A 16,533-nucleotide genomic window follows, 5' to 3' on the forward strand; every position below is an offset into this window, starting at 1 on the left:
TGCCGGGCAGGTAACCCATTTGCGCCGCCAGGACCGGGCCAACCAAAGGCCCCGCACCGGCGATGGCCGCGAAGTGGTGTCCGAAGAGAATGTGTTTGTTGGTTGGAACGTAGTCCAGACCATCGTTGTTGAGCACGGCGGGGGTGGCCCGTCGCGGGTCGAGCTGCATCACATTGTTAGCGATGAACAGGCTGTAGTAACGGTACGCGACCAGATAAATGGCCACGGCAGCGACCACGATCCACAAGGCGTTGATCGCCTCACCTCGGCGCAATGCCACTACACCCAGGGCGCACGCTCCAACGATTGCCAGCACCAGCCAGGGTATGTGGCGTAGCGGGCTATTATTATTTTTCATTTTATTATTCCAGCCAGAGTGGACAGAAAGACAGCCAACCGAGTTTAGCTCTCCTGACGGCAAAGGCCATACCCCAACGTTGGTCTAGAGCGCTGTCCTGGCTGGCAGGTTCTAACAATGCGGGTCTATAGTCAGCGAACATCTAGAGGATAGCGCCATGAGCGAACACCCTGCCGATCGCCGCCGCTTCAAACGTATTGCGTTCGATGCCAAAACCGAGCTGAGCCAGGGAGAGTACATCTGGCCGGTGAAGCTGATCGATCTGTCGCTCAAGGGCTTGCTGATCGAGCGCCCTGAGCCGTGGCTGGGCAATCCACAAGAGGATTTTTTTGTCGACATTCACCTGAGCGAAGACATCGACATCGAAATGGATGTGCAATTGACCCATGAAGATAACGGTCAGCTCGGGTTTGTCTGCCGGCACATCAGCCTGGAGTCGATTGAGCGCCTGCGCCGGCTGATTGAATTCAATCTGGGTGATCCGCAGGAGCTTGAGCGGGAGTTGGGTGCGCTGATCGAAGTCTGACGACCTGATATCAATCTCAATGTGGGAGCGAGCCTGCTCGCGAAAGCGGTGTTGCAGCCAACATCAATGTTGAATGTCAGGCCGCCTTCGCGAGCAGGCTCGCTCCCACAGGGTCCGTGTTTCTTCAGTCACTACTCGAACAATGCGTCCAAGGCCTGCTCCAGGCGGGTGACAGCAATGATCTGCAGCCCCGGCGGCGCTTCCTTCGGCGCATTGCCTTTCGGCACGATGGCTCGCTTGAAGCCATGCTTGGCCGCTTCTTTCAATCGCTCCTGACCGCTTGGCACCGGGCGCACCTCACCGGACAAACCGACTTCACCGAATACCAGCAGATCATGGGGCAACGGCCGGTTGCGCAAACTGGACATGACCGCCGCCATCAAGGCCAGATCAGAGGCCGTTTCCAGCACTTTTACGCCGCCGACCACGTTGAGAAACACATCCTGATCGTGGGTCGGAATACCGCCGTGACGGTGCAACACCGCCAGCAACATGGCCAGGCGGTTCTGGTCCAGACCCAGCGTCACCCGGCGCGGGTTGGCCAGATGGCTGTCATCCACCAGCGCCTGCACTTCCACCAGCATCGGTCGGGTGCCTTCCCACGTCGCCATGACCACACTGCCCGGGACTTCTTCCTGGGCACGTGTAAGGAAAATCGCAGAAGGATTGGAGACCTCTTTCAGTCCCTTGTCGGTCATGCCGAACACGCCCAGTTCGTTGACCGCACCGAAACGGTTTTTCACCGCCCGCAGCAAACGCAGGCGCCCATCGGACTCGCCTTCGAAATACAGAACTGTATCGACCATGTGTTCCAGCACGCGGGGGCCGGCCAGCGCGCCTTCCTTGGTTACATGGCCGACCAGGAAAATCGCCGTACCGCTCTGCTTGGCATAGCGCACCAGCAATGCCGCACTCTCGCGCACCTGGGAAACACCACCCGGCGCCGATTGCAGCTGCTCGGTGAAAATGGTCTGGATCGAATCGATCACCATGACCTTGGGTTTTTCCTGCCGGGCCGTGGCGATGATGGTCTCGATGCAGGTTTCGGTCATGACCCGCAGCTGATCCTGAGGCAAGCCCAGGCGCCGGGCGCGCATGGCCACTTGCTGCTGGGACTCCTCACCCGTGACGTACAGGGCCGGCATGGTCTTGGCGAGATTGCACAAGGTTTGCAACAAAATGGTCGATTTGCCGATGCCGGGATCGCCGCCGATCAGCACCACCGATCCGTCGACAAGGCCGCCCCCCAGTACCCGATCCAGCTCGCTGGAGGCGGTGGAAAAGCGCGGGATCTCTTCGACGCTGACTTCGGCCAGGGTCTTGATCTGCGCCTGTTGTCCGGCCCAACCGGTGCGCCCGGTGGGTGCCGCGGCCCCGCCGCTTTCCACCATGGTTTCGGTCAACGTGTTCCAGGCGCCGCATTCGCCGCACTGGCCGGCCCATTTCGGGAAGGTTGAGCCGCACTCGGTGCAGCCATACATGCGCTTGGCCTTGGCCATCTGAACCCCCGGCAAAAACCGCGATGATAGCTCAGACAGCCCGGATCAGCGCGGCACCGCGTTGCGGATTTCACTTTTCGCGAGGCCGCAGATGGCTTGCCTGATAGTTCACGGCCGTGCTGCTGGCACCACTGTTCAAGACACTCTCTTGATTACCGTTATTCACGGCAACTTTTGGCGCATTGATTGGAAGCTGCAGTGCATTGGCCCCGAAGCGATACATCTGAGTATCGGTGTATGAAAACACTGGCCTTTACAACAAACGATCCCGATTACCTGGAACACATTGGCTGGATTTCGGCTCAACACTATTTGTCCAACTTTTCGCCCCAAAATACACAGCAGATCTTTGTTACATCTAATGGAATCGAAATAAAACTTGTACAAATCTTGAAGACCTAGAATCTGAATGTACAAATCCCACTTAGGGAAGCCACCATTATTAATATGCCTCACCAAGTCATTAGTCATATGACTGTAGTCTTGACCCTGAACTCTAGCGACACCTTTTGGATCGAGGTTTTTGACTCCTGGCAAACTTTTCCAGTGAAGCTTCACCTAATTAACATTGGCCTTGGCATTGACCAACTTGTAAGCGTGAACACCATTGCCATCTCCTGATAGCTGGTTGGCGTTCCGGAGTTGAAATACAGCTCGATCAGTGTCCGGGTCGCTTCCGGCACGCGGGAGAAGAAATCGAATCGACGGAAGTCGTCGTCAAGGTTGGTGCACGGGTCAGACCTGAACACATGAACCAAAACGGCCAAGGTGCGGCGCAGGGGAAAGGCCCCCGAGACCTGAGGGAGTTGCCGCAGGATTGTCCTCTGATTTTACAAAGCGCATCCAGGTGCGCCCGACAGCGGCTAGAGAATGGCAACCCGAAATCCAAATGAAAATGCTAAACGGGGACGATCGGCAAAAATGCTGTAATGCCTGATCCAGAGCAGTCAAAGCACAAACGGATCATCGCCATTTGTAATTTTTCCGCCAGTGAACACTCCAGGCGACAGGCAGGCCATCTCTGCAGTTGTACCGAGCAGAATGCGTGTTGCTGACTTACACTGCCTTCACAATCTCATCTGTAACAAGGAAATAACCTATGGGCGTGCTTAACGAGTTCAAGGCCTTCGCGGTCAAAGGCAATGTGGTCGACATGGCCGTCGGTATCATTATCGGCGCCGCTTTCGGCAAGATCGTTACATCGTTCGTTGGTGACGTGGTCATGCCTCCGATCGGGCTGTTGATCGGTGGGGTGGACTTCAGTGACCTGGCCATTACGCTGAAAGCCGCACAGGGCGAGGCCCCGGCGGTGGTGCTGGCGTACGGTAAGTTCATCCAGAGCATGATCGACTTCGTGATCGTTGCCTTCGCCATCTTCATGGGCGTCAAGGCCATCAACCGCCTGAAGCGCGAAGAGGCTGCCGCCCCTACCCTGCCACCGGTTCCAACCAAGGAAGAAGAGTTGCTGGGTGAGATCCGCGATCTGCTCAAGGCCCAGAACAATCGGCCTTGAACCTATAGGAGCGAGCTTGCTCGCTCCTGCCTGACGCCGTTTTCACCAGAAGTTTTCCACCGCCACCTGACCGGGTCGACGGCTCAGGCTCAAGTGCATGTCACGCTGCTTAAGCAATTTTCGCGTGTCATCGATCATTTGCGGGTTGCCGCACAACATCACTCGCGAATGCTCGGGTGTCAGCGGCACTCCGGCCGCCTGTTCCAATTCGCCATTTTCGATCAGCGTGGTAATCCGTCCGCTCAGGGCGCCGGGATGCTCTTCGCGCGTCACGGTGTTGATCAACTGCAACTTGTGCGCGAATTCCACCAGATAATCGCGCTGTGTCAGCCCCGCTATCAGCTCTTGATAGGCCAGCTCCCGGGATTCGCGCACGCTGTAGACCAGGATGATTCGCTCGAACTTCTCCCAGACCTCGAAGTCCTGAAGAATCGACAAAAACGGCGCCAGGCCCGTGCCGGTGGATAACAACCATAGATCACGCCCGTCTACAAATCGATCGAGCGTCAGATAACCGAACGCCTGGCGGTCGACCAATAAGGTATCGCCTACACCCAACCGGCTCAGTTCGCTGGTGAACTCGCCTCCCGGCACAACGATGGAAAAGAACTCTAGAAACTCGTCAAAGGGAGACGAAACCATGGAATAGGCACGCCAGACGGTGCTGCCATCCGCCTTGAGCACACCCAACCGAGCAAATTGACCGGCACGGAATCGAAAGCCCGGGTCCCTGGTGGCGCGCAAGGTGAACAGGCTCGGGGTCAAAGGCTGGACATCGAGCAACGTCTGGCGAGTAAATTTCTCTTCACTGGCAGTCATGGTGGGCTCCATTCACAGATAGCTTCAGTGTCTCGCAAAGCGGGCAGCATAAACACCGACGCTTTGTAGTGTCTTTGACAAACAATCTAATTCTCATTGACCTTAATCAACATTAACTACCCAGTTAAAAACAACACAACCCTATTGGATTAACAGTGACATTTAATTCGGGCAGTTTTGTTATGCACTACTGTTAGAACCACAAACTTTCCCAACAGCTTTTAGTAAATCTAAAAATTCTCAACGCATGCATAAGAAACATCCTACAATCCACCTCGCGCAGATCCTCTGGATCCAAGATGCAACATCAAGCTATCAGGACTGTGGAGCCTCATGATGGAAAGGTGGAAGGAGTTACAACTACAACAATTATCATTAACTACCGAACCAGAGACCGCCTATCAAATGTCGCTGCGATTCGCGAATAATATCGGGTTTAAATTTTTCGCTTTTTCAACAACTTGCCCAACAAAAACCGAAAACTTTCACACTGTTCGTTTCAACAATTATCCAAAAGACTGGAACACCGAATACGAAAAAAAGCGGTTTGGTTTCATTGATCCAGTAGTAGCACATTGCAATCAATCCAGGCTGCCTATTCTTTGGAGCGAAGAACTTTTCTGCAATGTCCCATGGATATGGGAGTCCCTTGAGCAGCAAGGATTGCAACATGGATGGTCACAAGCCGTTCATGACGAGCAAAGCGGTTTCTGCAGCATCCTGAGTCTGGCCAGAAGCCATTGCCCAGTCAGTGCATGGGAGCTGTATGAATATTTCGGCTTCGCCCTGTTCATCGGGCATCACCTGCACAATCTGGTCATTCGGACTTTGCCCAAGGAACCGGTCAAATTGTCTGCCACACATTTATCGCCACGGGAAATCGACGTGCTGAAGCTGGCTGCAGCCGGCAAAACCGCCTACGAGAGCGCCCGGATTCTCAATCTCAGTGCCCGCACTATCAATTTCCATGTTCAAGAAGCCATCCGCAAACTTGGAGTCAATAACAAGGTTTCGGCTGGCATTGCCGCCGTGAAGGCCGGCTATCTCAATAGCGACACAGTGCGCTGAGCCAAAAAACCTGCGAGTAATCCGGCACAAAAAAACGTACCATTCGCGGTCCCTCCTGAGTGATGACGTGTGAGTTTTCCACGACGCAGTCCACTCGGACGGCCCACGCCCGCCAAGTTGTGCCTGGGCGCGATCCCCGTTGATTACCCAGAGCCCCGCCCCATGCCTTTGCTCGAAACACCTTTCGCCAGCCTCGACCTGATCCGCCAACCCGAACAGCAGAACGAACCGCTGCAAGCTTTTGATGCGGCGGACGAGTACCTGCTCAACCATCTGGCCGAGCAGCAACCGACGGTCGACACGCGGATATTGGTGCTGAACGACAGTTTCGGCGCGTTGGCTGCCAGTCTGGCAGGCAAGGTCAAGGTGACCAGCAGTGGCGATTCGTTCCTGGCGTTTCAGGGGCTGGAAAAAAACCTGGCGCGTAATGGGCAGCCGTTTGACTCAGTGCCGACCGTTCCGGCCAGTGAAACCGCGCCAGGCCCGTTTGACCGGGTGCTGATACGGGTGCCCAAGACACTGGCGCTGCTGGAAGAACAACTGATCCGCTTGCAAGGCCAATTGGCTCCCGGCGCCCAAGTGATCGCCGGTGCGATGATCAAACATTTGCCACGGGCCGCGGGTGATCTGCTGGAGCGCTACATTGGCCCGGTACAAGCGTCGCTGGCGGTGAAAAAGGCCCGCTTGCTGATTGCCACCGCTGAAGCCAAAGCGCCGGTCACCTCGCCCTACCCGACGCGTTATCGACTCGATACCCCGGCCATCGAATTGCTCAACCACGCCAACGTCTTCTGCCGAGAAGGCCTGGACATCGGCACTCGGGCGTTTTTGCCGCACCTGCCGAAAAACCTGGGCACGGCACGGGTTGCCGATCTCGGATGCGGCAACGGCGTGCTGGCCATCGCCAGCGCCCTGCAAAACCCTGATGCCCATTACACGTTAGTGGACGAATCGTTCATGGCGGTGCAATCGGCCGGCGAGAACTGGCGTGCAGCGCTGGGCGAGCGTGAGGTCATCGTGCGGGCCGGTGATGGCCTGGCCGGACAGGAACCCCAGTCGCTGGACGTCGTGCTCTGCAACCCACCGTTTCACCAGCAACAGGTCGTCGGCGACTTCCTGGCCTGGCGGATGTTCCAGCAAGCCCGGGAAGCACTGGTGGTGGGCGGTGCGTTGTACATTGTCGGCAACCGACACCTGGGTTATCACAGCAAACTGGCGCGTTTGTTCCGCGGTGTCGAGCAAGTTGCGGCCACGCCGAAATTCGTGATTCTCAAGGCCCGTAAATAACAGGGCAAAAAAAAACCTCCACGGGGAGGGTCATAAGTCCGCGCCCGAAGGCGACAGAATGGGGTATCCGGTTTCAGTGGGTGCTCAGGCCCGCGGCGCTCATGAACATACGCATCAGGCTGGCCACGATGAACAGTGCACCGACGCTGCCAACCCAGATCAAGGCCAACCAGCCAAGCCGCTGCCACAGCGGCTTTTTTTCGGCTTCTTGAATGTCGTGCAGGGAATGTTTGTTGGTCATTGCTTGATACTCCGAGAAAGATGGCGCCTGTGTAGACGCCATCGCGAGCAAGCTCGCTCCCACATGGATTTGCGACGCAGACTAGTGATAACCGTCTTCGTGGGTAACCTTGCCGCGGAACACGTAGTAGCTCCAGAAGGTGTAGCCCAGGATGAACGGGATGATGAACAGCGTGCCCACCAGCATGAAGCCCTGGCTCTGCGGCGGTGCGGCAGCGTCCCAGATCGAGATCGACGGCGGCACGATGTTCGGCCACAAGCTGATCCCCAAGCCGCTGTAACCCAGGAAAATCAGCACCAGCGTCAGCAGGAATGGCGTGTAGTGCGCATTGCGCGCCACCGCGCGGATCAGACCGTATAGGGTCACCAGCACCAGAATCGGCACGGGCAGGAACCAGAACAGGTTGGGCAAGGTGAACCAGCGTGCGGCGATTTCGGCGTGGGCCAGCGGCGTCCAGATACTGACAATACCGATCACCGCCAACAGCACGAATGCCAATGGTCGCGCCAGGTCATGCATCTGTTCCTGCAACTTGCCTTCGGTTTTCATGATCAGCCAGGTGCAACCCAGCAACGCATAGGCCACCACCAACGCGGCACCGCAGAACATCGTGAAGGGCGTCAGCCAATCCAGTGAGCCACCCGCGAACTGACGATCGACCACCGGCAGGCCATCGATGAATGCGCCAAGCGCCACGCCCTGGAAGAACGTTGCCGTGATGGACCCGCCAATGAATGCCTTGTCCCAGAGGTGACGCTTGTTGTCCCTGGCTTTGAACCGGAACTCGAACGCCACGCCGCGGAAAATCAATCCGATCAGCATCAGGATCAACGGCAGGTACAGCGCCGAGAGCACCACCGAATAGGCCAAAGGGAAGGCGCCAAACAATGCCGCGCCGCCCAGGACCAGCCAGGTTTCGTTGCCGTCCCAGACCGGGGCCACCGTGTTCATCATCACATCGCGATCGCTCTTGCCGGGAATGAACGGGAAGAGGATGCCAATACCGAGGTCGAAACCATCCATGACCACGTACATCATGATGCCGAAGATGATGATCACGGCCCAGATCAGCGGAAGATCAATACCCATGATTCAAATCTCCTTGGTCAGGCTGACGTCAGCCTCAGCGTGCGCGTCATCGGCTGCGGACAGCGGACGTGCCGGCGTGCGTTTCTGGCCGGGTCCTCCGTCGTTGGTTTCCTTGCCTTCGTCGATCTTCGGCCCCTTGCGCACCAGGCGCATCATGTAGCCCAGGCCGGCGCCGAACAGCGCGAAATACACCACGACAAACAGGATCAGGGTGATGCTCATCTGCATGACACTGTGGTTGGAGGACGCATCCGCCGTGCGCATCAGACCGTAAACCACCCACGGCTGGCGGCCGATTTCAGTGGTGAACCAGCCGGCAAGGATCGCGATCAAACCGGACGGCCCCATCCACAAGGCCAGGTACAGGAACGGACGCGATGTGTAGAGGGTGTCGCGCTTGCGCAGCCACAGGCTCCACAGACCCGTGAAGATCATCAGGAAGCCCAGGCCGACCATGATCCGGAACGACCAGAACACGATGGTCGAATTCGGCCGATCCTCAGGCGGGAACTCCTTGAGCGCCGGCACCTGCTTGTCCAGGGAGTGGGTCAGGATCAGGCTGCCCAGGTAGGGAATCTCGACCGCGAATTTAGTTTTTTCCTCTTTCATGTCCGGCCAGCCGAACAGGATCAGCGGAGTCGCCTCATTACCGTGGTTTTCCCAGTGGCCTTCAATGGCGGCGATTTTCGCCGGCTGATGTTCCAGCGTGTTGAGGCCGTGGAAGTCGCCGATGACTGCCTGAATCGGCGCCACGATCAATGCCATCCACATCGCCATCGAGAGCATCTTGCGGATGGCCGGGTTGTCCTTGCCGCGCAGCAAGTGCCAGGCCGCGGAGGAGCCGACGAAGAACGCCGTCGCAACGAATGCCGCCGTGGCCATGTGCATCAGCCGGTAGGGGAACGAAGGGTTGAAGATCACCGCCAGCCAGTCGGTCGGAATCACCTGGCCGTTGACGATCTCAAAGCCCTGTGGCGTCTGCATCCAGCTATTGGAGGCGAGAATCCAGAAGGTCGAGATCAGGGTGCCGATGGCCACCATGACCGTGGCGAAGAAGTGCAGGCCACGTCCGACCTTGTTCCAGCCAAACAGCATGACGCCGAGGAAACCGGCTTCAAGGAAGAACGCCGTCAGCACTTCATACGTGAGCAACGGCCCCGTGACCGATCCGGCGAAGTCAGAGAAACGACTCCAGTTGGTACCGAACTGATAAGCCATGACCAGCCCCGACACCACGCCCATGCCGAAGTTGACGGCAAAGATCTTCGACCAGAAGTGGTAGAGGTCACGGTAGGTATCGTTGTGGGTTTTCAGCCACAAGCCTTCGAGTACCGCCAGGTAGCTCGCCAGACCGATGGTGATGGCAGGGAACAGGATGTGGAACGAGATGGTGAACGCGAACTGAATTCGGGCGAGATCAAGTGCCTCTAAACCGAACATAAGTCTTCCTCTGTCAGGTAATACGGCTGCGGGCTGGAAGCCTGCACCCACGGCCCCCACGGGTATGGAGTGTGGCGAATCTCTATTTGTTCTTTTTTTACACGCATCGCGACGCAGGGAGTCTGGCCTTGCGGCCGTCGGATCAGTTCCCCTGAGGGTTTTGATCTGGATCAAGCAACGTTGAAAGAGTAGTCCCATTTGCGGGGTTGAACCGCGTGGTCTTTTGCCGCGTGACAAGTTGCCTCATGGGTGGGGTAACAGGCAGAAACATATCTCCTTGTGGGAGCGAGCCTGCTCGCGAAGGCGGTGGATCAGTCAACATCACTGTGAATGTCAGTCCGCTTTCGCGAGCAGGCTCGCTCCCACGGGATTTGTCACGGTACGGGGATCGATGTCTTGCTAATTAATTTTTTGCACCTGCAACTTCCTGTTACAGGTTGATGATAATCTCGCCCTTCCCCTCCTCCAGATTTGCCTTCAAATGCCCAGCCAAGAGCCTTTGCTGTTACGTCACCACCGTCCTTTCCTTGCGTTTTGGCTGGCGCGGGTTTTTACCGCCAGCGGCTTCCAGATGCTCACCGTGGCCATTGGCTGGAACCTCTATCAATTGACCGGCAACGTGCTCGATCTTGGCCTGGTCGGTTTGGTGGAGTTCGCCCCGCGTGTGCTGTTCATGTTGCACACCGGGCACGTGGCAGACCGCTATGACCGGCGCAAGGTCGCGGCAATCTGTCAGTCTTTGCAAGCGTTGATCGCCCTGTCGCTGGCCATTGGCAGCGCGACCGACCATGTCACCCGGGAGATGATTTTCATACTCGCCTTCCTGCTCGGTGCCGCCCGCTCTTTCGAGATGCCAACCACCCAGGCCTTGCTGCCAAGCATCGTGCCAAGCGGTCTGTTTCCCCGGGCTGTGGCGGCTGCGCAATCGGCCCAGCAATCGGCGACCATTGTCGCCCCGGCACTCGGCGGACTGCTCTATGCATTCGGCAGCGTGTGGGTCTATGGCCCGACGGTCATCCTCTACATCATCGCCTGCACGCTGATGCTCAATCTGCCCGCTCGGCAAACGCCGCTGAACAAAGGCAAGGCCACCCTGGATTCATTGTTGGCGGGCATCCGCTTCATCCGCAGTCGCCCGGACATTCTCGGGGCGATTTCCCTGGACCTGTTCGCGGTCCTGCTCGGCGGCGCGACAGCGCTGTTGCCGGTGTTCGCCAAGGACATTCTGCTCACCGGTCCGTGGGGCCTGGGCCTGCTGCGCTCGGCACCGGCGGTGGGTGCATTGCTGATGTCACTGTTCCTGGCGAGGTTTGCCGTGGAGCGCAATGTGGGACGGGTGATGTTCACCGCCGTAGGCGTGTTTGGTGTGGCGACCATCGCCTTCGGCCTGTCGACCTCGTTCTGGTTCTCACTGGCGGTGCTGGTGGTGCTGGGCGCGGCAGACATGATCAGCATGGTGATCCGCGCCTCTTTCGTGCAGCTGGAAACCCCGGACGAAATGCGTGGCCGTGTCAGCGCGGTGAACGGCCTGTTCATCGGCGCCTCGAACCAGTTGGGCGAATTCGAATCCGGCCTGACCGCTCACTGGTTCGGCACCGTGCCGGCGGTGGTCATGGGCGGTATCGGTACGCTCGTGGTGACCGGGACCTGGATCAAACTGTTCCCGACCCTGGCCCAACGCGATCGGATGCATGTGCCGGTCGAAGAAGAGGCGAAGGTCTGAAGAAGCTAGACAACCAACTCCCCCGCCACCGCCGCCCGCGTAGCCTTGCCGCACAGCTGTTCCACCAGCGCCAGGGCAAATGCCAGTGCGGCGCCCGAGCCTTGGGCGGTGATGCAGTTACCGTCGACTACAACCGGTTGATCGATAAAGTTGCAGCCTGACAGTTGATGACTGGCAGAAGGCAGGCAGGTCATGCGCCGCTGACGCAGCACCCCGAAGGTTTGCAGCGCCAGCGCCGGGGCCTCGGCGATACCTGCAAACAGGCGACCGGCTGTGGCCTGGTCCTTGATCAGTTGTTGCAAGGGTTGATGGGCCGCCAGATGCTGCGCCCCCACGGCACCGCCGGGCAGGGCGATCAGATCGAAGGGCTGGGCCAGCAAGTCCACCAGCATCGCATCGGAGGTCAGGCGAGTACCGCGGGCGCAGGTGAGCATGCGCCGACCTTCGATGCTGGCCACCACCACTTCCACCTTGGCGCGGCGCAACACATCGATCAGGGTGACGGCTTGCAGGTCATCAATGCCCTCGGCGAGGGTAATCAAAGCTCTAAAGGTCATGGGTGTAATCCACGGAATGATCCTTAAAGCGTAGTCAGCTTTCCTTACCCTTGTTCGAGGGCCATCTTTACTTGATGTAAAGCTGAGTCGACATCGTATTGCCCGGTGCATTGATGGAGGTGTTGCTGAAGGTGAACGTGCCTTCCTGTTTGCCGGCCAGATCGAAAACGTACAAATTGCCGACGGTTTTTCGACCGGCGGCGCAATCGGTCAGGTTACCGTTATCGTAGGCGCAGACCGGCGTGCGGGTTCCGTTGACGTCGAAGCCATCGAGCGCGACATGGGGCTGGCTACGTCCGTAACCCACTTCGAGTACGTAGATCCTGATGTTCGGGCCACTGTGATTGCAGCGCGTCTGCGCCTGTCCTTCGTCAATCGTCTCAAAACCGCAGCCCGGCGACTCGACCTTGAGCACTTTCACCTGGGTCAATGGCGGTGCCGAGGCCGCCGAGGCGGTTTGTGCGCCCAGAAGCATGGCCATCAAGATCAACAAACACTTTTTCATGCACCCTCCACCCAAAACGAATCACCCCGAAAACCAGCGCGCAGTATGGCGGGTTCGGGCTGAACGCAAAACATCGACGACGATCACCGCCATAAGCAGCCATAACCCTGTGCTGCTGGTATGATGCGCGGCTTTTTCCGACCACAGAAAATTCCCAGGCGCCTGCAGCGGTCTGTGCTTTGCTGTTGAGGTCGATACATTCACGGCGCCGGGCGCGCCACGGGGAGCAGACATGCTGGAAAGGCTGTTTCAACTCAAGGCACACAACACTAACGTACGCACCGAGATTCTGGCGGGCGTTACGACCTTTTTGGCCATGGCCTACATTCTGTTCGTCAACCCGAGCATCCTCGGCGAGACTGGCATGGACAAGGGCGCGGTGTTTGTCGCTACCTGTCTGGCAGCCGCGATCGGCTCCACGACCATGGGCCTGATCGCCAACTATCCGATCGCCCTCGCACCGGGCATGGGTCTGAACGCCTTCTTTACCTACACCGTGGTCCTGCACATGGGCCACACCTGGCAAGTGGCACTGGGGGCGGTGTTCATTTCGGCCGTGTGCTTCTTCCTGCTGTCGATCTTCCGCATCCGTGAATGGATCATCAACAGCATCCCGCTACCGTTGCGCTCGGCAATTGCCGCCGGCATCGGCCTGTTCCTGGCGCTGATTGCCCTGCACAACGCAGGTATCGTGGTCAGCAACCCGGCGACCATGGTCGGACTCGGTGACCTGAAACAACCGGCACCGATCCTCGCCACCCTCGGCTTTGCCCTGATCGTTGCCCTGGAAGCGCTCGCCGTGCGCGGCGCGGTGCTGATCGGCATTCTGGTGGTCACCATCGTTTCGATCGTGATGGGCTTCACCCCGTTCGGCGGCGTGATGTCGATGCCACCGTCGCTGGCGCCAACCTTCCTGCAACTGGATATCAAGGGCGCGCTGGACATCGGTCTGGTCAGCGTGATTTTCGCCTTCCTGTTCGTCGATCTGTTCGACAACTCCGGCACCCTGATCGGCGTCGCCAAGCGTGCCGGCCTGATGGGCAAGGACGGCCACATGCCGAAAATGGGCCGCGCCCTGATCGCCGACAGTACCGCCGCGATGGCCGGTTCCCTGCTGGGCACCTCGACCACCACCAGCTACATCGAATCCGCTGCCGGCGTGAGTGCCGGTGGCCGTACCGGCCTGACGGCCATTGTCGTGGCGATCCTGTTCCTGCTGGCGCTGTTCTTCTCGCCACTGGCCGCCAGCGTTCCAGCCTTCGCCACCGCGCCGGCACTGCTGTTCGTCGCCGTGCTGATGACTTCCGGCCTGGCCGAAATAGACTGGGACGACATTACGGTTGCCGCGCCGGTGGTGATCACCGCCCTGGCCATGCCATTCACCTATTCCATCGCCAACGGCATCGCTTTCGGTTTCATTGCCTGGACCGCCATCAAGTTGATGTCCGGTCGCGGCCGTGAGCTGAATCCGGCGCTGGTGATTCTGTCGATTCTGTTCGTGATCAAGCTGGGTTGGTTCAACGCATGACATTTGATTCCCAGGCCTACGCCGTTCAGCTCGAAGACAAGGTCACGCGTCTGCGTGACCTGTTGGCGCCGTTCGATGCCCCGGAGCCGGCTGTCTTCGACTCGCCGCTGCAGAATTTCCGCCTGCGCGCCGAATTCCGCCTGTGGCGTGAAGCCGGCGAGCGCCACTACGCAATGTTTTCCCAGGAAGACAAACGCACGCCGATCCTGATCGAAGAATTCCCGATTGCCAGCCTGCGCATCAACCAGTTGATGCCGCAGCTCAAAGCGGCGTGGCAAGCCAGTTCGGCCCTGAGCCACAAGTTGTTTCAGGTGGAGTTCCTGACCACCCTGGCCGGCGATGCAATGATCACGCTGTGCTATCACCGCCCGCTGGACGAGCACTGGCACGCGGCGGCCACGAAACTGGCCGCCGATTTGAACGTCAGCATCATCGGCCGCTCCAAAGGCAAGCGCGAAGTCATCGGTCACGATTACGTGGTCGAGAAGCTTGACGTCGGCGGTCGGACCTTCAGCTACCGCCAGCCCGAAGGCGCGTTCACCCAGCCCAACGGCACCGTGAACCAGAAGATGCTCAACTGGGCGTACGACGCACTGGGCGATCGTTCCGACGACTTGCTGGAGCTGTATTGCGGCAACGGCAACTTCACCCTGCCGCTCGCTACCCGCGTGCGCAAGGTATTGGCCACCGAAATCAGCAAGACCTCGGTCAACGCAGCGTTGAGCAACCTCAGCGAAAACGCCGTGGATAACGTCACCCTGGTGCGCCTGTCCGCCGAGGAGCTGACCGAAGCCCTGAACGAAGTGCGGCCGTTCCGTCGCCTGCACGGCATCGACCTGAAAAGCTACGAGTTCGGTAGCGTCTTCGTCGACCCGCCGCGCGCCGGCATGGACCCGGACACCTGCGAACTGACCCGCCGCTTCGACAACATCCTCTACATCTCCTGCAACCCGGAGACCCTGGCGGCTAACATCGCCCAACTGCGCGACACGCACCGCATTACCCAATGCGCGATGTTCGACCAGTTCCCGTGGACGCATCATATGGAGTCCGGGGTGTTGTTGACCCGGCGTTGATTGCACATGTCAGCCACAAAAAAAGCCGTCGTTTAGACGGCTTTTTTGTTTTCGGCCAATCACCCTGGCTGATTTTTCCGAAACTCAGTCGTGGTAATGCCCTTATACCCCCAGTTATCGGTGTCGATTTCCTCGATCACGATGTGGGTCAGCTCCGGCGGCTTGCCGAGGACGCGTTGCAGGGTCTCGGTGATTTCGGCGATGACCTGGGCTTTCTGCTCACGGGTCACGCCATCACGGGTAATGCGTACGCTGACAAAAGGCATGCTGCTTCTCCTGCTCGACTGATTAAGAAAGGCTGACCAACTGAAGCTCACTGTATCTGTGTGCAGGCATCTGATAAATACTGATTCACACACTTCATTTGATCCCCGGTGTAATCAATCATGCAGCGACAATTCGACGATCTTCAATTGGGCAGCATCGAGCTGTTTTGCCTGGCCGCCGAGGCCGGCAGCTTCACGGCGGCAGCGTTGGTGGCGGGTGTCACGCCGGCTGCGGTGAGTCGCTCGGTGTCGCGCATGGAAGAGCGTCTGGGCGTGCGACTGTTTGCGCGCACCACCCGCAGCGTCAATCTGACCGACAGTGGTCGCCGCTACTACGAGGAATGCCGCCAGGCCTTGGCACAACTGGTGGAAGCCCAGCGCGAAGTCATGGGCCAGCAGCAAGTGCCGTCCGGGACCCTGCGTATCAGTATCCCGACCACCTATGCCCATCACCGGATACTGCCACTGCTGCCGGCCTTTCGGGCGCGCTTTCCGGCGGTGAAGGTCGAGTCGCACATCAGTAATCGCAACATCGATTTCGTTGGCGAAGGCTATGACATGGCGATTCGCGTGCGGGCGATTCCCGACTCCGGCCTGATCGCCCGGCAACTGGAAGACGCCGCGTTGGTGATGATCGCCAGCCCCGAATACCTCAAACGCGCCGGTACCCCGCAAACCCTCGACGACCTGCAACAGCACGAATGCATTCAGTACGAATTGCCCAGCAGCGGTCGGCGCATCGCCTGGTTGTTCAATGACGACGGCGTGCAGCGCGAGATTCTGGCGGAGGGCAACTTAAGCTGTTCCGACGACGTGCTGGGTGGCGTGACGCTGGCAAAACATGGTGCGGGCCTGTTTCAGACCTATCGCTTTATCGTCGAAAAAGAGCTGGCCGATGGCTCGTTGGTGGAAGTGCTCAAGCCCTATGGTGGACGTTCACGACCGTTTACCTTGCTGTACCCGCAAAATCGCCATATGCCGCTGAAAGTGCGGGCATTTATCGATTTCCTGATGGAGCACTTGCCACGCTGATCTCAT

Annotated in this window: 17 protein-coding genes and 1 pseudogene; 8 read left to right on the forward strand and 10 right to left on the reverse strand. The window is 58.5% G+C overall.

The annotated features are described in order from the left end of the window. A partial coding sequence (locus HNQ83_RS04260) for a carbon starvation CstA family protein (RefSeq protein WP_306154748.1) occupies nt 1-358 on the reverse strand: 358 nt, incomplete at its 3' end. Nucleotides 359-515: 157 nt separating this feature from the next. Here HNQ83_RS04260 and HNQ83_RS04265 point away from each other — a divergent pair. Continuing rightward, a complete protein-coding gene (locus tag HNQ83_RS04265; RefSeq protein ID WP_175387828.1) occupies nt 516-884 on the forward strand; it encodes a PilZ domain-containing protein in 369 nt (122 codons plus the stop codon). A gap of 131 nt (nt 885-1,015) precedes the next feature. Here the strand turns inward: HNQ83_RS04265 and radA are convergent, their stop codons facing one another. Together radA and HNQ83_RS04275 are read right to left on the reverse strand one after the other, a co-directional pair. Next, the gene (radA, locus tag HNQ83_RS04270; RefSeq protein ID WP_175387829.1) at nt 1,016-2,383 is read right to left on the reverse strand and encodes a DNA repair protein RadA; all 1,368 of its coding nucleotides are present in this window, start codon (nt 2,381-2,383) and stop codon (nt 1,016-1,018) included. A 73-nt stretch (nt 2,384-2,456) separates the two neighbouring features. Further along, nucleotides 2,457-3,141, reverse strand: a pseudogene (locus HNQ83_RS04275) (catalase); the annotation flags it as partial. A 341-nt stretch (nt 3,142-3,482) separates the two neighbouring features. Here HNQ83_RS04275 and mscL point away from each other — a divergent pair. Continuing rightward, on the forward strand, nt 3,483-3,896 hold the full coding sequence (mscL, locus tag HNQ83_RS04280) for a large-conductance mechanosensitive channel protein MscL (protein WP_175387830.1): 414 nt from the start codon (nt 3,483-3,485) through the stop codon (nt 3,894-3,896). 42 nt (nt 3,897-3,938) lie between these two features. Here mscL and HNQ83_RS04285 read toward each other — a convergent pair whose 3' ends face one another. Further along, the gene (locus HNQ83_RS04285; protein WP_175387831.1) at nt 3,939-4,715 is read right to left on the reverse strand and encodes a ferredoxin--NADP reductase; all 777 of its coding nucleotides are present in this window, start codon (nt 4,713-4,715) and stop codon (nt 3,939-3,941) included. 336 nt (nt 4,716-5,051) lie between these two features. Between HNQ83_RS04285 and HNQ83_RS04290 the strand changes: the two genes are divergently transcribed. Next, on the forward strand, nt 5,052-5,783 hold the full coding sequence (locus HNQ83_RS04290; protein WP_175388008.1) for a LuxR family transcriptional regulator: 732 nt from the start codon (nt 5,052-5,054) through the stop codon (nt 5,781-5,783). Between the two features lie 162 nt (nt 5,784-5,945). Beyond that, complete coding sequence (locus HNQ83_RS04295; protein ID WP_175387832.1) at nt 5,946-7,070, forward strand: methyltransferase; 1,125 nt, start codon at nt 5,946-5,948, stop codon at nt 7,068-7,070. Nucleotides 7,071-7,143: 73 nt separating this feature from the next. On the opposite strand, the gene HNQ83_RS04300 is transcribed toward HNQ83_RS04295, so the two are convergent. The 3 genes from HNQ83_RS04300 to HNQ83_RS04310 form a co-directional block, all read right to left on the reverse strand. Next, on the reverse strand, nt 7,144-7,311 hold the full coding sequence (locus HNQ83_RS04300) for a DUF2474 domain-containing protein (protein WP_175387833.1): 168 nt from the start codon (nt 7,309-7,311) through the stop codon (nt 7,144-7,146). Between the two features lie 81 nt (nt 7,312-7,392). Next, complete coding sequence (gene cydB, locus HNQ83_RS04305; protein ID WP_175387834.1) at nt 7,393-8,400, reverse strand: cytochrome d ubiquinol oxidase subunit II; 1,008 nt, start codon at nt 8,398-8,400, stop codon at nt 7,393-7,395. A gap of 3 nt (nt 8,401-8,403) precedes the next feature. After that, entirely contained in the window at nt 8,404-9,840 is a 1,437-nt protein-coding gene (locus tag HNQ83_RS04310) for a cytochrome ubiquinol oxidase subunit I (protein WP_175387835.1), read from the reverse strand. Between the two features lie 481 nt (nt 9,841-10,321). On the opposite strand from HNQ83_RS04310, the gene HNQ83_RS04315 reads away from it, so the two are divergent. Next, nucleotides 10,322-11,563: an MFS transporter gene (locus HNQ83_RS04315; RefSeq protein WP_175387836.1), complete on the forward strand. Its 1,242-nt coding sequence runs from the start codon at nt 10,322-10,324 to the stop codon at nt 11,561-11,563. A 5-nt stretch (nt 11,564-11,568) separates the two neighbouring features. Here HNQ83_RS04315 and HNQ83_RS04320 read toward each other — a convergent pair whose 3' ends face one another. Both HNQ83_RS04320 and HNQ83_RS04325 read right to left on the reverse strand, forming a co-directional pair. Beyond that, complete coding sequence (locus tag HNQ83_RS04320; protein WP_175387837.1) at nt 11,569-12,120, reverse strand: DJ-1 family glyoxalase III; 552 nt, start codon at nt 12,118-12,120, stop codon at nt 11,569-11,571. 67 nt (nt 12,121-12,187) lie between these two features. Then, nucleotides 12,188-12,625 carry a DUF4879 domain-containing protein gene (locus HNQ83_RS04325; RefSeq protein WP_175387838.1) on the reverse strand — a complete coding sequence of 146 codons (438 nt, stop codon included), beginning with the start codon at nt 12,623-12,625 and terminating at the stop codon, nt 12,188-12,190. Between the two features lie 232 nt (nt 12,626-12,857). Between HNQ83_RS04325 and HNQ83_RS04330 the strand changes: the two genes are divergently transcribed. After that, the gene (locus tag HNQ83_RS04330; RefSeq protein WP_175387839.1) at nt 12,858-14,153 is read left to right on the forward strand and encodes an NCS2 family permease; all 1,296 of its coding nucleotides are present in this window, start codon (nt 12,858-12,860) and stop codon (nt 14,151-14,153) included. Then, on the forward strand, nt 14,150-15,229 hold the full coding sequence (gene trmA, locus HNQ83_RS04335; RefSeq protein ID WP_175387840.1) for a tRNA (uridine(54)-C5)-methyltransferase TrmA: 1,080 nt from the start codon (nt 14,150-14,152) through the stop codon (nt 15,227-15,229). The genes HNQ83_RS04330 and trmA overlap by 4 nt, the downstream gene beginning before the upstream one ends. 59 nt (nt 15,230-15,288) lie before the next feature. Here trmA and HNQ83_RS04340 read toward each other — a convergent pair whose 3' ends face one another. Continuing rightward, entirely contained in the window at nt 15,289-15,495 is a 207-nt protein-coding gene (locus HNQ83_RS04340; RefSeq protein ID WP_034148192.1) for a 4-oxalocrotonate tautomerase family protein, read from the reverse strand. A 120-nt stretch (nt 15,496-15,615) separates the two neighbouring features. Between HNQ83_RS04340 and HNQ83_RS04345 the strand changes: the two genes are divergently transcribed. Further along, nucleotides 15,616-16,527 carry a LysR family transcriptional regulator gene (locus tag HNQ83_RS04345; protein WP_175387841.1) on the forward strand — a complete coding sequence of 304 codons (912 nt, stop codon included), beginning with the start codon at nt 15,616-15,618 and terminating at the stop codon, nt 16,525-16,527. Nucleotides 16,528-16,533: the final 6 nt, after the last annotated feature.

It is taken from the genome of Pseudomonas sp. C2B4 (assembly GCF_013359695.1).
Taxonomy (GTDB): Bacteria; Pseudomonadota; Gammaproteobacteria; order Pseudomonadales; family Pseudomonadaceae; genus Aquipseudomonas.

What these genes read in the sequence shown, in the direction of transcription:
- HNQ83_RS04265 (WP_175387828.1), top strand. Translation starts at nt 516, where the DNA reads ATGAGCGAACACCCTGCCGATCGCCGCCGCTTCAAACGTATTGCGTTC.
- radA (WP_175387829.1), bottom strand. Translation starts at nt 2,383, where the DNA reads ATGGCCAAGGCCAAGCGCATGTATGGCTGCACCGAGTGCGGCTCAACC.
- mscL (WP_175387830.1), top strand. Translation starts at nt 3,483, where the DNA reads ATGGGCGTGCTTAACGAGTTCAAGGCCTTCGCGGTCAAAGGCAATGTG.
- HNQ83_RS04285 (WP_175387831.1), bottom strand. Translation starts at nt 4,715, where the DNA reads ATGACTGCCAGTGAAGAGAAATTTACTCGCCAGACGTTGCTCGATGTC.
- HNQ83_RS04290 (WP_175388008.1), top strand. Translation starts at nt 5,052, where the DNA reads ATGGAAAGGTGGAAGGAGTTACAACTACAACAATTATCATTAACTACC.
- HNQ83_RS04295 (WP_175387832.1), top strand. Translation starts at nt 5,946, where the DNA reads ATGCCTTTGCTCGAAACACCTTTCGCCAGCCTCGACCTGATCCGCCAA.
- HNQ83_RS04300 (WP_175387833.1), bottom strand. Translation starts at nt 7,311, where the DNA reads ATGACCAACAAACATTCCCTGCACGACATTCAAGAAGCCGAAAAAAAG.
- cydB (WP_175387834.1), bottom strand. Translation starts at nt 8,400, where the DNA reads ATGGGTATTGATCTTCCGCTGATCTGGGCCGTGATCATCATCTTCGGC.
- HNQ83_RS04310 (WP_175387835.1), bottom strand. Translation starts at nt 9,840, where the DNA reads ATGTTCGGTTTAGAGGCACTTGATCTCGCCCGAATTCAGTTCGCGTTC.
- HNQ83_RS04315 (WP_175387836.1), top strand. Translation starts at nt 10,322, where the DNA reads ATGCCCAGCCAAGAGCCTTTGCTGTTACGTCACCACCGTCCTTTCCTT.
- HNQ83_RS04320 (WP_175387837.1), bottom strand. Translation starts at nt 12,120, where the DNA reads ATGACCTTTAGAGCTTTGATTACCCTCGCCGAGGGCATTGATGACCTG.
- HNQ83_RS04325 (WP_175387838.1), bottom strand. Translation starts at nt 12,625, where the DNA reads ATGAAAAAGTGTTTGTTGATCTTGATGGCCATGCTTCTGGGCGCACAA.
- HNQ83_RS04330 (WP_175387839.1), top strand. Translation starts at nt 12,858, where the DNA reads ATGCTGGAAAGGCTGTTTCAACTCAAGGCACACAACACTAACGTACGC.
- trmA (WP_175387840.1), top strand. Translation starts at nt 14,150, where the DNA reads ATGACATTTGATTCCCAGGCCTACGCCGTTCAGCTCGAAGACAAGGTC.
- HNQ83_RS04340 (WP_034148192.1), bottom strand. Translation starts at nt 15,495, where the DNA reads ATGCCTTTTGTCAGCGTACGCATTACCCGTGATGGCGTGACCCGTGAG.
- HNQ83_RS04345 (WP_175387841.1), top strand. Translation starts at nt 15,616, where the DNA reads ATGCAGCGACAATTCGACGATCTTCAATTGGGCAGCATCGAGCTGTTT.